General features: G+C 68.3%; 10 protein-coding genes. 3 read left to right on the top strand and 7 right to left on the bottom strand.

Going from position 1 to position 12854, the window contains the following annotated elements:
- Window positions 1-69 precede the first annotated feature (69 nt).
- Window positions 70-945, top strand: a complete 876-nt coding sequence (locus ACLIVD_RS10355) for a cyclase family protein (RefSeq protein WP_491932422.1) — start codon at window positions 70-72, stop codon at window positions 943-945.
- A gap of 10 nt (window positions 946-955) precedes the next feature.
- Here ACLIVD_RS10355 and ACLIVD_RS10350 read toward each other — a convergent pair whose 3' ends face one another.
- From ACLIVD_RS10350 to egtA, 5 genes are all read right to left on the bottom strand, one after another.
- Entirely contained in the window at window positions 956-2149 is a 1194-nt protein-coding gene (locus ACLIVD_RS10350; protein WP_491932421.1) for a PQQ-dependent sugar dehydrogenase, read from the bottom strand.
- Window positions 2150-2222: 73 nt separating this feature from the next.
- Window positions 2223-3197: an L-histidine N(alpha)-methyltransferase gene (gene egtD, locus ACLIVD_RS10345; protein ID WP_491932420.1), complete on the bottom strand. Its 975-nt coding sequence runs from the start codon at window positions 3195-3197 to the stop codon at window positions 2223-2225.
- Window positions 3194-3940, bottom strand: coding sequence for an ergothioneine biosynthesis protein EgtC (gene egtC, locus ACLIVD_RS10340; protein ID WP_491932419.1), 747 nt, complete (start codon window positions 3938-3940; stop codon window positions 3194-3196). The genes egtD and egtC overlap by 4 nt, the downstream gene beginning before the upstream one ends.
- Window position 3941: 1 nt before the next feature.
- Window positions 3942-5246: an ergothioneine biosynthesis protein EgtB gene (gene egtB, locus ACLIVD_RS10335; RefSeq protein WP_491932418.1), complete on the bottom strand. Its 1305-nt coding sequence runs from the start codon at window positions 5244-5246 to the stop codon at window positions 3942-3944.
- A complete protein-coding gene (gene egtA, locus ACLIVD_RS10330) occupies window positions 5246-6460 on the bottom strand; it encodes an ergothioneine biosynthesis glutamate--cysteine ligase EgtA (protein WP_317568142.1) in 1215 nt (404 codons plus the stop codon). The genes egtB and egtA overlap by 1 nt, the downstream gene beginning before the upstream one ends.
- Before the next feature lie 145 nt (window positions 6461-6605).
- Here egtA and ACLIVD_RS10325 point away from each other — a divergent pair, with 145 nt between their 5' ends.
- Window positions 6606-7781: an aminotransferase class V-fold PLP-dependent enzyme gene (locus tag ACLIVD_RS10325; protein WP_105413279.1), complete on the top strand. Its 1176-nt coding sequence runs from the start codon at window positions 6606-6608 to the stop codon at window positions 7779-7781.
- 299 nt (window positions 7782-8080) lie between these two features.
- Window positions 8081-9553 (top strand): FAD-dependent oxidoreductase, encoded by a 1473-nt coding sequence (locus ACLIVD_RS10320; RefSeq protein ID WP_317568143.1) that lies wholly within the window; start codon window positions 8081-8083, stop codon window positions 9551-9553.
- A gap of 6 nt (window positions 9554-9559) precedes the next feature.
- On the opposite strand, the gene ACLIVD_RS10315 is transcribed toward ACLIVD_RS10320, so the two are convergent.
- Entirely contained in the window at window positions 9560-10810 is a 1251-nt protein-coding gene (locus tag ACLIVD_RS10315) for a GAF domain-containing protein (protein WP_317568144.1), read from the bottom strand.
- Window positions 10807-12594, bottom strand: a complete 1788-nt coding sequence (locus tag ACLIVD_RS10310) for a flavin-containing monooxygenase (protein WP_491932417.1) — start codon at window positions 12592-12594, stop codon at window positions 10807-10809. The genes ACLIVD_RS10315 and ACLIVD_RS10310 overlap by 4 nt, the downstream gene beginning before the upstream one ends.
- Window positions 12595-12854: the final 260 nt, after the last annotated feature.

The raw sequence follows: 12854 nt of genomic DNA, 5'->3' as shown, positions 1-12854 counted from the left end.
ACTCCGGGATACCGGCGCGGCGAACCTTATGATGTAGCGAACCGCGACCGATCAGCGAAGGAGCCGCGTATGTGCTCGCCCCGCATCATGACTCACGTCTACGGAACCATCGAGAAGCGCGGCGCCCCGATGAGTCGACGGTCGTTGTTCGGAGCGGTGGGCGCGGCAGCATTGGCGGCAGCGGTCGCACCGGCGACGGCATCGGCTGCCCCGACATCGGAGGCGTCGGTCGTCGATCTCACCCATGCGCTCACTCCCAGCTTTCCCGTGTGGCCCGGCGCCCAGCAGTTCGCGATGCGGACGGTGGCGCGGATCGGCAACGCTCCGATTCTGCTCGGCTCCGTCGCAATCGGCGCTCCCAGTGCGTTCTACAAGAACGAACTCCGCTACGACGAGCACACCGGCACGCACGTCGACGCGCCGGCGCATGCAAGCGTGGACGGCCTCACCGTCGAGCAGATTCCGCCCCGCGACCTGGTGGTTCCCCTCGCCGTCGTGGACATCTCGGTGCGGGCCCGAGCCGACAACGACACGCTGCTCACCCGGCAGGACCTCCTCGACTGGGAGTCCGATCACGGCCCGCTCCCCGACCGTTGCATGGTGGCGATGAACTCGGGATGGGACGGCCGCGCCGCTCAGCCCGCGACGTTCACCAACCAGGACAACACGGGTGTGCAGCACACACCCGGATTCGACCCGGACGCCGTCGAGTTCCTCGTCCGGGAACGCGACATCGTCGCGTTGGGATCGGACACCCTCAGTGTCGACGCGGGCCGTAGCACCACATACGGAGCACATCTCGCGGCGCTCGGCGCCGGGAAGTACGCCGTGGAAGCTCTCGCGAATCTGTCGCAGGTTCCACCGTCCGGCGCAACCGTCATGGTCGGTGCCCCCACCCACGCAGGAGGATCCGGCGGCCCCTGCCGGACCCTCGCGTGGTTCTGACGTGTGAAGGTCAGCCCTGCGGGGTGACCCGGAGAACCTGGTCGGTGGAACCGTTGTCCGTGGTGACGAGCAGTGAACCGTCGGCGGTCGGGGTGACCGACCGGAGGCGACCGTACTGGTTCTGCAGGCCGAACGTCTGCGCCGTCACCGACTGCCCGTCCGCGGCGAGACGCAGGAAGATCAGTTGTTTCGTCTTGAGGCCGCCCATGACGAGTGCGCCGTCCCACGGTCCCCAGCCGGGGCCGGTCACGAAGGCGGCACTTCCGGTTGCGAGGGTCGTGCTGCCCGAACTCCATGCCGCGGCAACGGCTCCCGGGACGCGCGACGGATCCGTCATCGGCACGGATTCGTCGTAGATGCCGGGGATCCGATCGGGCTTGTAGCCGTAGTTCCCTCCCGCGACCAGGAGGTTCACCTCGTCGTCGCGGGTCGTTCCCTGATCCACGGCGTAGATGCGGCCCGTTCCGGGCTGTTGCGCGAGACCCTGCGCGTTCCGGTGCCCCAGGGTGTAGACGGGGCTCGCGGGGTCCGGATTTCCGGCTGCGGGGGTGCCGTCGGTGTTGATGTGGAGAGTCTTGCCGCCCAGTGAGTTCGGATCCTGCGACACGGTCGGCTGCGCCGTGTCGCCGGTGCCGACGAACAGGGTGCCGTCGGCGGCCGTCAGTATCCGGCAACCGCCGTGACGTCCCTCGTTGACAGGGATTCCGGTCAGGATTGCGGCACCGCGGGTCAGGGTCGTCCAGCCGGCGTCGACGGTCCACGACTGGATCCGGATGTCGGTGACGCCACCGCCCTGGAATCCCTGGCACGTGTACAGGGTGCGCGTGTTCGTGAAATTGGTCGCGAGTGCGATACCCATCAACCCGGTCTCGGACTGCGCGTACAGGTCCGAGAGATCGGCGGTGACCGGGCCGGTGCTTCCGTCCGCACGCCGGACGAAGAACCCGCCCGACCGCTGACCGGTGAGGACCGCGCCGTCCGGGGCCTGCACCGCGTCCCACGGATGGTCGAGCCCGTCGAGAATCGGAGTGACCGTCAGCGCCGGAAGCGTGTCCTCCGTGGGAATTCCCGGGCCGTCGCTACCCGAACCGAGGCTTCCCGTGTCGAATGGGAAGGGCAGCGGCTGAGCGGAAGCCTGTTCGGCGGGGAGGCCGATCACGGACGCGGTGGCGAGAGCGAGGACAGCGAGCTTCGAAGGACGCACAAGTTCTCCTCGGGTCGATTGCGCACTACGCGGTCACTATAAGCGCGATCGTGCCCGAAGTTGATCTTGTCGGTCAGTTCCGCGCGGCGCACACCAGCGCGAAGCGGTCGTCGGGATCGGTCCAGGTGCGGTCGACGTCGAATCCCGCCTCCGCCAACTCCCGTCGGATCCCGTCGAGGGTGAACTTGGCCGAGATCTCCGTCCGCAGCTGCTCACCCGCGGTGAACTCCACGTCCAGATCCAGCTCCTCCACGCGGATCGACATCGCACGCTCGGCCTCGAGCCGCATCTCGATCCACTCGTTCTCCGCGTCCCACAGCGCGACGTGCCGGAACTCGTCCACCGGGAAGTCGGCGTCGAGCTGCGTGTTGAGTACCTGCAGGACGTTGCGGTTGAACTGGGCGGTCACCCCGGCGGCGTCGTCGTATGCGGGGACGAGGACGGCGGGATCGATCACCAGTCCGACACCGAGGAGGAGGTGCTCCCCCGGTTCGAGGACGTCGGCGATTCCGGAGAGGAATTCCGCCCGCTCGGCCGGCACCATGTTTCCGAGGGTGCCACCGAGGAACGCGATCGTGCGGCGCCCACCGCGTGGAAGGTGGTGCAGCGACTCGGTGAAGTCGCTGACGACACCGCGCACGGTCAGATTCGGGAACTCCACGCCGATCTGCTCCGCCGCACCCTCGAGCGCGGACACCGACACGTCCTGCGGCACGTACGTATGGAGACTTCCGTGCCGCGTACCGGCGCCCAGCAGGAGCCGTGTCTTCTCCGACGACCCGGATCCGAGTTCCACGAGAATCTCCGGCGCCGCGACCTCGGCGATCTCCCCCGAATATCGTCTGAGCAGTTCCCGTTCCGTACGCGTCGGGAAGTATTCGGGCAACGCGGTGATCTGCTCGAACAGCTCGCTCCCGCGGGCGTCGTAGAAGTATTTGGGAGGCAGCCATTTCGGGTTCGACGTGAGCCCTACGGTGGCGTCCTTGCGCAGAGCGGCCTTGAGCTGCTCGGGCTGCAGGTACACCTCGAGGGTCGGTGTGGTGGTCATCGTGCTCCCATCTCGAGCGGGGTGACGATCAGGTGTCCGGGGCGTGCGCTGACGAAGTGACGGTCCGGAATCGATTGCCATGCGGGGTTGTCGTCGTAGGGTTCGGACATCACGATGGCCCGCTCGTCGTCGACGAGCGCCGACAGCGAGTGATGCCAGGTGGTGGCCCACAGTTCGCTGCCGTTGCCGAGCAGCAGATTCAATCGCGAGTTCGGGGCAGCGGCGACGACGTCCTGTACGAGCGCACTCATCGCCTTCTCGGGGTCCTGCTCGCCGAGCGCCCGGCGCAGGAGAAGCCACAACGCTGCCGAGTCGGTCGGTGCCTCGAGTTGCAGCAGATCGCTCACGGGGAGTTCCGCGGCGAGCGCGCCGAGCGACTCCGGCCACCCGCGCACCACCCCGTTGTGACTGAAGGCCCAGGTCTCGTCGGAGAACGGTGCACAGGCCGTGTGTTGCACGGGCATCCCGACCGTCGCCGACCGTGCGGCGGCCACCACGGCGCGGGAGCAGATGTTCGGCAACGTCTCTCGCACGACGGGGTCGGACCAGAGCGGCTGGGCACTGCGGTAGCGGGAGAAACCGTCCGATCCCCACCAGCCCACACCGAATCCGTCGGCGTTGACGGTCCCGCCACCTCTCATGTCGCGTGGCGCGTAGGACTGGCGCAGGAGCGAGTTCTCGCCACGACTCAAGAGGTCGCCCACCGACTGCTCCGGTCCCAGATAGCCCAGGTGTCGGCACATCTCAGCGGTCGTCCCCCGGAAGGTCCCGAGCACAGCGGAATCCGGAGAAGATCTGCCTCCGGATCGGGTGGTCCCAGTTGCGGAACGTCCCACGGCACGCCACCGGGTCGGTGCCGAACGAACCGCCGCGCAGCATGCGGTAGTCGCCGCCGTAGAACACCTCCGAGTACTCGCGGTACGGGAACGCCGAGAACCCGGGGTAGGGCTCGAACGGCGAAGACGTCCACTCCCACACGTCGCCGATCAGCTGATGGACGCCGAGCGGGGATGCCCCCGACGGATATGCCCCGACCACCGCGGGACCGAGGTGACGTTGCCCGAGGTTGGCGAGCGAGGAGTCGGGTTCGGCGTCGCCCCAGGGGAATCGGCGCGACCGGCCGGTGAACGGGTCCCACCGCGCGGCCTTCTCCCATTCGGCTTCGGTCGGAAGTCTCTTGCCGTCCCAGCGTGCGAAGGCCTCGGCCTCGAAGAAGCAGACGTGCACGACCGGTTCCTGGAGGTGGATCGGCTCGGTCACCCCGAACCTTCGTCGCCACCAGGTTCCGCAACCGTCGTTCTCCCAGAACTGGGGAGCATCCAATCCGGCGTCGAGGCGGTGCGCCCATCCCCGCTCACTCCACAACTCGGGCCGCGCGTACCCTCCGTCGTCCATGAACTCGAGGTAGCGGCCGTTGGTGACGGGGACGGCGTCGATCACGAACGCCGGAACGTGCACGCGGTGCGCGGACCTCTCGTTGTCGAGCGCCCACGGATCGTCCGACGTTCCCATCGTGAATTCGCCGGAGGGAATGACCACTTCGTCCTCGTCCATCGCCCCGCCGACACGCGGCGCGCTCTCCGCGGCCAGCACAGCTGGGCCGGTGCGCAGTTGATGGGTGGCGAGCATCGTTTCGGCATGCTGCTGCTCGTGCTGCGCGATCATGCCGAACGCGAATCCGTTCTCCTCGAGCGGCCGGCCCCGGAACGTGCTGCGGTCGAGCACGTCCCACGACTTGTCTCGAACGGTGCGTACGTATTCCCTGGCCTCGTCCGGGTTCAGCAGCGGCAGGGACGGCCGGGAGTTCCTCGAATGTTTGAATGCGTCGTACAACTCGTCGATGTCGCGGCGGACCGGTTCCCGTCCTCCGACGTCCCGCACGAGCCACAACTCTTCCTGATTGCCGATGTGCGCGAGATCCCACACGAGCGGGCTCATCAACGCGGAATGCTGTGCAACGAGGTCCTCCCCGTCCACACAGTCCGTCAACCCCGCGGTGCGCTCCCGCGCCCGTGTCAACACGGTCTCGATCTTCTCGCGGGTACCCATCAGCGTTCCTCGCTCGGTGCCTGGCCCCGGCAACATCGTTCGGCGGCGGCATCGAGCAGTCTGACGAATTCGGGGTCGGGCGAGTAGGCCGCCGCCAGCGACAGCAGAGCTGTTGCCGCAGCGCGCAGTTCGAGGTCGGCCAGGCCGAACTCGGCCGCGTCCTGCCAGCGTTCGGCGGTGGGCAGCGCCGCGTCGAGCGCCTCGGCCATGGCACCCGGACCCGACAGCAGCGCGTCGATCGCCGCGATGGGAACCCGCCACTGGTCACCCGGTTGCGCGTCGAGGTAGCGCACCTCGAGATGACCGGCCGCACGCACGGGCGGAAACAGGGTGGTGAGGTGATAGTCGAGGTCGGCGGGCGTCGGGCGACCGATCACGTCGTCCAGTGCGCCCTCGACCCAGTCCGCGAAAGTTGCACCGTCGGGCGCTGTCCAATCCGTTCCGTCGTTGCGGATGCACAGCAACGGCACGTCCAGTACCCACCCTGCATAGTCCGCGATGTGCGGGGTTCCGGTGGTGCGCGGCGAATCGAGTTCGAGCCACGTTCGCATCCGCTGCGACGCCCACTGCCCGTCGGGCACCCCGTAGAGCCGCGGCGAACACGCGAAGGCCGCGATCAATGCAGGACCGATGGCATGGAGCAGATGCCACCGCTTCTCCACCGCAACCGGATCGGCCCCGGCGTCCACGCTGATCTGCGTTGCGGCGGTGTTGCACATCATCAGTTTCCCGAAGGGCCCGATGCCGGTGAAGCGGGATTCCATGGCGCAGTACCGCGGCGATTGGAGGAGACGTTGAGCGGGCCGGCGAGTGTCCGCGGCCTCGGACGACATGAGGATCGATCGGGAAGACAGCAGGTCCGCGAGAACCGCCTGATCGGCGGCGAGATAGTCGCACAATTCGCGTGCGGAGTAATAGGGGGCGCTGGACAGTTCGATCTGTCCGCCGGGTTCGACCGTGACGGCGCTGCCACCGGGAAGGAGCTGAGCAGGAGAAGAGGGATCGATGGTTCTGGGAGTGTGCGGCCCGAGAGCTTCGGCGAGAGCGGCGAGGTCGGGGCGCACGTATTCCGGCAGTTGCGCGGTCAGCCACTCCAATTCCGCGCCGATCAGCTGCGGTGGCCCCAGTTTGAAGCACACACCACCCAGGTACGCCTCCGCCGCCGGCCGCGACGTGAAACACGTTGCCTCGACGGACTGAACTGCAGTAGCCATTCGACCCTCCCCTTCGGGCGCCGCCTGAACGTCGTTATCGACATTAGAGCGCCTCGGCCGTCGATGCACGCCCCAACGGCATACTTTTCGAGGAACCTGCACGGGTACGTTCGAGTCCAGTCACCGCGAAAGGGAGGTATCGGACATGCTCGACCTCGAGCAGGCGCGACGGGACACCCCGGGCTGCCTCGACAAGGTGTTCCTCGACAGCGCAGGCTCCTCGCTTCCGCCGACCCCGGTCCTGGACGCCGTGTTCGCGCACCTGCGCCGGGAGGCCGACGTGGGTGGCTACGTCGCGGCCGCCGAACGGGCCGACGACCTCGCGGCCGTGAAGTCGTCCCTGGGCCGGCTGATCGGGGCGAGCGCCGACAGCATCGCCCTGGTGGACAGCGCCACCACCGCCTGGAACGACTTCTTCCACGCCGTTCCGCTCGGGGCCGGGGACCGTGTGCTGATCTCGGAGGTCGAGTACGCCAGCAACGCCATCGCCGTACTGCAGCGGGCGCGATCCGTGGGCGCGACGGTCGACGTGATCCCCAGCGACCCCGCAGGCCAGATCGACGTCGCCGCCCTCGAAACGCTGCTCGACGACCGGGTCCGTCTCGTGTCCCTCGTGCACGTGCCCACCAACGGCGGCCTGGTCAATCCCGTCCGTGAAGTGACGGAGCTGGCACACGCGCACGGCGCGCTGGTGCTGCTCGACGCGTGTCAGTCCGTCGGTCAGATCGCCCTCGACGTCAGCGAGCTGGGCGTCGACGCACTCTCGGCCACGGGCCGCAAATGGCTTCGTGCACCGCGGGGCACCGGCTTCCTGTACGTCCGGCCGGAACTGGCCGCGACCCTCGAGCCGGCCGCCCTCGACCTGCACAGCGCGGAGTGGACCGCCGCCGATGCGTACCGGCTCGCCACAGATGCCAGCCGGTTCGAATTCTGGGAATGCGACGTCGCCGCGCGCCTCGGGCTCGGGGTGGCGGCCGACTATCTCCTCGACCTCGGGGTGGACGACGTCGAGGCGGCCGTCGCGGCCGGGGCCGAGCACCTCCGGTCGGGGCTCGCGGCGATCCCCCGTGTCACCGTGCGCGACCTCGGCGCCCGCCGCTGCGGAATCGTCTCGTTCACCGTCGACGGGTTCGATCCCGGCGACGTCCGGAAACAGCTGGCTGCCCGCAACGTCACCGTCACGGCCAGCCTGCGCGGATCGACACTGCTGGACATGAGCGCCCGCGGACTGGACGCCGTGGTAAGGGCATCGCCGCACTATTTCTGCTCCCCGGACGACCTCGACCGGTTCCTCGCGGAGGTGCGGACACTCGCGAACTAGCGCACTGAGCTGGAACTCACCCGAGAACCAGGACTTCGCGATGACGGACCAGGGAGGGCGATCGGGCGTACTTCCGCACCCCGGGCGTGCATCTCGCGCACCGTCTGGCACGCACGTCGACGCTGCACTACGAGCTGTCCGGCGTGACGGACATGCCCGGACAGCCGGGCCCTCGCCGACCTCCGGACGGGACGTCCCACTGATCGGGAGATCCACCGATTCGGGTTTTGTAACAGGTTACAGTTTGAGGGTAACCCACGTCACACCACACCTGTGACCGCCCGAGAGGACTTCCACCCATGGTCGACGCCACACCGATCCGCCCCCGGTCCGCAGCAACGGTCGCCGAGTGGGACTACGAGGCCGACGTCGTGGTCGCGGGTTACGGCATCGCCGGTGTGTCCGCCTCCATCGAGGCGGCGCGCGCCGGCGCCGACGTCCTGGTCCTCGAACGCACCAGCGGCTGGGGCGGTGCCGCCGCTCTCGCCGGCGGCTTCATCTACCTCGGCGGAGGGACGCCGCTGCAGAAGGCGTGCGGGTTCGACGACTCCCCCGAGAACATGAAGACGTTCATGATGGCGGCGCTCGGCCCGGGTGCCGACGAGGAGAAGATCACCGACTACTGCGAGGGCAGCGTCGAGCACTACAACTGGCTCGTCGACTGCGGTGTCCCGTTCAAGGAGAGCTTCTGGGGCGAACCCGGCTGGGAACCGCCGTTCGACGACGGACTCATGTACTCGGGCGGCGAGAACGCGGCGCCTTTCAACGACATCGCGACTCCCGCACCGCGCGGCCACGTTCCGCAGATGGACGGCAAGAGGACCGGCGAGAAGGGTGGCGGCTACATGCTGATGAAGCCGCTCGTCGATACCGCCGAAAAGCTCGGGGTCCGAGCCGAATACGACATGCGCGTCCAGACTCTCGTCACGGACGACACCGGTCGCGTCGTCGGGATCGTCACCAAGCAGTACGGCAAGGAGGTGACAGTCCGGGCGCGCCGCGGCGTCGTCCTCGCCACCGGCAGCTTCGCCTACAACGACAAGATGATCGAGGCCCACGCGCCGCGACTGATCGGCCGCCCCGGAGCCGCCATCGAGGAGCACGACGGACGGTCGATCCTCATGGCGCAGGCCCTCGGCGCCGATCTCGCCCACATGGACGCCACCGAGGTCGCGTTCGTCTGCGACCCCCAGTTGATCGTCCGCGGCATCCTCGTCAACGGCCGGGGGCAGCGCTACGTTCCGGAGGACACGTACTCCGGGCGGATCGGCCAGATGACCCTGTTCCACCAGGACAACCAGGCGTTCCTCATCATCGACGAGGCGTCGTACGAGGAAGGCGCGGCCGCAACCACGGCCACGCCGTTCCTGCGCGTGCAACCGAAGTGGGCGGCGGAGACCGTCGCGGAACTCGAATCCGACATGGGCCTGCCCGCCGGCGCACTGCAGTCGACCGTCGAGGTGTACAACAAGCACGCCGCCGAAGGATCGGACCCGCTGCTGCACAAGAAGTCCGAGTGGGTGAAGCCGATCGGCACCCCCGTCGCGGCACTCGACCTGCGCGGGTTCACCCTCGGCTTCACTCTCGGCGGTCTGCGGACGACCGTGAACTCCGAGGTACTGCACGTCTCCGGCGAACCGATCCCCGGCCTCTTCGCAGCGGGACGGTGCACGTCCGGCGTGTGCGCGGGCGGCTACGCCAGCGGCACCTCCCTCGGCGACGGCAGCTTCTACGGCCGCCGCGCCGGCATCAGTGCCGCGAAGGAGGCATGACCGGGCCTACCCGACGAGCCGGACCGTCACGCCGGCCGCGAACCGGTAGGGCTGGGTGCTCAGGACCGCGCCGAGACTCTTGCGCAGACGCGAGACCTCGGCGCGGACCGCCACTACGTGGTCGCGGTCGCCGAACAACGATTCGCTGAGCGAGGCGGCGTCGACACCCGCCGGTCCCGCGACCGACAGCACCCGCAGGATCTGGGCGTGCCGGGGCGAGAGCGCCCGCGTCCAGTTGACGTCGCCCCGGACCGTCACGTGCGGCGCGTCACCGAGATCGAGTTCCAGTTCGATGGCCGCCCCGCCGACGCGCCTGCGCACCAGCCAGCCGTCGCCGAGCGGTTCGGGCACGCACAGCCCGAGCCCCGGGACGAGCAGTGGCCGGTCCAGGCTCGGCGGCGCGACCCGCTCCGGCGCCGCGATGCCACTCGCCTCCGCGACCCACCCGTGCTTGTCGACGACCAGCGCCGGACCGCCCGCCGACGCGAGCAGCGGTGCCGCCCGGCCGCGTAGTTTGTCCAGTTGCGCCGTGTGCTCACGCCACAGTGTCGCCTCGGCTAGACGCACGGCGGTGCGGACGAGCGCGACCGTGGTCGGGTGGATCGACATCGCCGACCCACTGATGTCGACGACGCCGAGGATCTCGCCGGTGCGCGGATCGTGAACCGGCGACCCGGTGCACGACCAGCCGTGATGCGAGGGGGCATAGTGCTCGGCCGAGAACAGTTGCACTGCAGCATCTTCGATCAGCGCCGTGCCGATCGCGTTGGTGCCGACCGCCTGCTCCGCCCAGCGCGCACCCTCCGTGAATCCCAGGGCATCAGCCGCTTTCCGGACCCCGCGGGAACCTTCCCGCCACAACAGGACACCGTCGGCGTCGGCGATGACCACGATGAAGTTCGCATCGTCCGCGACCTGCGTCAACGTGCTGCGCAGTTCCGGGAGCACGGTTCGCAGCGCCGTCCGGGTGCGCCGCGCCTCGATCTCGGAGAAGTCGGCGGGCTCCACGTCCGCGCAGAGGTCCGGGCTCACACCGCCGGCCTGCAGACGGGACCACGACCGCGCCACCACGCCCCGCGGAAGGGCGGGCGGCTGCTGCCCGGACAGCACGGCGTCGTGCACCCGGCTGAGCAGCCGCGCATGTCGCGGCAGATCCACACCGCTTGCCACTGCGGTCAGCCGGTCTGCGGTCGGACGTTCAGCGCTCACAACGCCGAGGCTACCCCCGGCGCTGTGAGCCACACCACTGTCCGTCATCGGATCGGCTGCAACCCTTCCTCCTGGGCCTTGATCTGGAAGGCCAGATACTTCGAGTAGTGCCGGGACTGATGCAGGTTGCCGGCCATGAACCAGAAACCCGGATGACCGGACCGGCGCCACACCGTGCGCAGCTCGCCCTCGTCGTCGAGGCCCCACACGTCCTGGCAGCGGTCCGCGACCGCGTCGCCGAGGAACTTGCGGGCGCTCTCACGCATGTTCTTGTATCCCGTCGCGAGAACCACCACGTCCACCGGCATCTCGGTGCCGTCGGCGAACACCACCCCGTCCGGGGTGAAGTGATCGATCTCGGTTCCCTGCTTCACCGTCACCTCGCCGCTCGCGATCAGCTCGGATGCGCCGACGTCGATGTAGTAGCCGCCGCCGCGTCGCAGGTACTTCATGAACAGGCCGCTGCCGTCCTCGCCGAAATCGACCTTGAATCCGGCCTTCCGCAGACCGTCGAGCATCTTCGCGTCCTTCTCGGCGATGGCCTCCGTCGCCCCCGCGTGAATTCCCGCGAGCAACGGGTACGGCAGCGACGCGAAAATCAGGTCGGCGTCCTGCACCGCGGGCCCGCCCTCCTCGTACACGCCGCCGAACAGTCCGGGGATACCGTGCTTGCTGCTCATCACATACGTGGACGAGCGCTGCAGGATGGTCACATCCGCACCCTGCTCGTTGAGTTCCTGGGCGATGTCGTGGCCCGAGTTGCAGCAGCCGACGACGAGGGCCTTCTTGCCCTGCATCTCCCGGCCGCCGACGAACCAGCTCGAATGCTCGATGGTTCCCTCGAACGTGTCGGCGCCAGCGATCCGCGGAATGTTCGGCACCCCACTCATTCCCGTGGCGAGGACGACGTGCCGGGGGTGCAGCGTGCGGGTGGAGCCGTCGTCGCGGGCGACGGTCACGGTCCATTCGCCGGTGGCGTCGTCATAGCTGCCGCCGGTGAACTCGGTTCCCGTCCACACGTTGAGTTCCATTGCGTCGGCGTAGAACTCGAACCAGTTCGCGAGCTTGTCCTTGGGCGTGAACACCGGCCAGTGGTCGGGGAAGTTCAGGTACGGCAGGTGGTCGTACCAGACCGGGTCGTGCAGGACCAGCGAGTGGTAGCGCTTTCGCCAGCTGTCACCGATCCGGTCGTTTCGCTCCACCAGCAGGGTGTCGACTCCGAGCTGTCCCAGACGGGCGGCGAGGGCGAGACCACCCTGGCCGGCGCCGACGATCACGACCGCCGGCTGCTCGGTCTCGAACTCGCCCTTGGCGGTTCGCCGGTCGAGCCAGTTGATCTTGCCGCGGTGGGCGCCGTGATTCGTGCCCTGAACCCGCCGATGCCCCTTCTTCTCCTCGTGACCCTTGATCTCCTCCATCGCGCTGATCAACGTCCAGGCACGCCACTCGCCGTCGTCGTCGCGCCTCAGCCGAACGAAACCGCGGCTGCGGGCCAGGGTCGTCTCGAATGTGAAGAAGGCCTGTATCCAGTCACCCTCCGGATCGGCCACCGCCTCGGCGGGGTGCGCGGGTGAGAGGACGAGGTGGCGCGGCTCGTGCACCGGAACCGAATCCGCGAGGCGCGACTCGATGTCCGCGCGACCGTGCGTGGTGTGCAGATCCCAGGTGAACGACAGCAGGTCGCGCCACCAACCGTCGACCAGGAAGTGCTGGGCGGCCCCGCGCACGTCGCCTCGTTCGAGGGCGGCACCGAATCCGGCCAGCCAGCGCCGGGCGATGTCACCCGGCTGCGGGATGGCGGTGTCGACGGGTGAGTCGAGTGTGGCGGTCATGATGTCCTCCGTCGTCGGGAATCGAGAAGTTCGATACCTCTGTGATACGGATCACAAGGACCGAGCGGCAGCGTTGCATCGGATTGCACTGTCCCCACCTCGGCGCCGCGCAGCCTCCCGAGGACACCCGATTAGCAGGTCAGCGGGCCATCCGGTAGAGTTCCATAAGTTGTCTCGGCGAGGGTGAACCAGAAGTTCCCATTGACTGGCTCACCGTGATCGACGCGGCGACGGCTCTGCTCGAGCGTTTCGCTCCTGGC

The organism is Rhodococcus sp. G6(2025), from assembly GCF_058628105.1.
Note: the sequence above shows the minus strand (reverse complement) of the source record. Positions and strands in the feature narration are given on the sequence as shown.

What these genes read in the sequence shown, in the direction of transcription:
- ACLIVD_RS10355 (WP_491932422.1), top strand. Translation starts at nt 70, where the DNA reads ATGTGCTCGCCCCGCATCATGACTCACGTCTACGGAACCATCGAGAAG.
- egtD (WP_491932420.1), bottom strand. Translation starts at nt 3,197, where the DNA reads ATGACCACCACACCGACCCTCGAGGTGTACCTGCAGCCCGAGCAGCTC.
- egtC (WP_491932419.1), bottom strand. Translation starts at nt 3,940, where the DNA reads ATGTGCCGACACCTGGGCTATCTGGGACCGGAGCAGTCGGTGGGCGAC.
- egtB (WP_491932418.1), bottom strand. Translation starts at nt 5,246, where the DNA reads ATGGGTACCCGCGAGAAGATCGAGACCGTGTTGACACGGGCGCGGGAG.
- egtA (WP_317568142.1), bottom strand. Translation starts at nt 6,460, where the DNA reads ATGGCTACTGCAGTTCAGTCCGTCGAGGCAACGTGTTTCACGTCGCGG.
- ACLIVD_RS10325 (WP_105413279.1), top strand. Translation starts at nt 6,606, where the DNA reads ATGCTCGACCTCGAGCAGGCGCGACGGGACACCCCGGGCTGCCTCGAC.
- ACLIVD_RS10320 (WP_317568143.1), top strand. Translation starts at nt 8,081, where the DNA reads ATGGTCGACGCCACACCGATCCGCCCCCGGTCCGCAGCAACGGTCGCC.
- ACLIVD_RS10315 (WP_317568144.1), bottom strand. Translation starts at nt 10,810, where the DNA reads ATGACGGACAGTGGTGTGGCTCACAGCGCCGGGGGTAGCCTCGGCGTT.
- ACLIVD_RS10310 (WP_491932417.1), bottom strand. Translation starts at nt 12,594, where the DNA reads ATGACCGCCACACTCGACTCACCCGTCGACACCGCCATCCCGCAGCCG.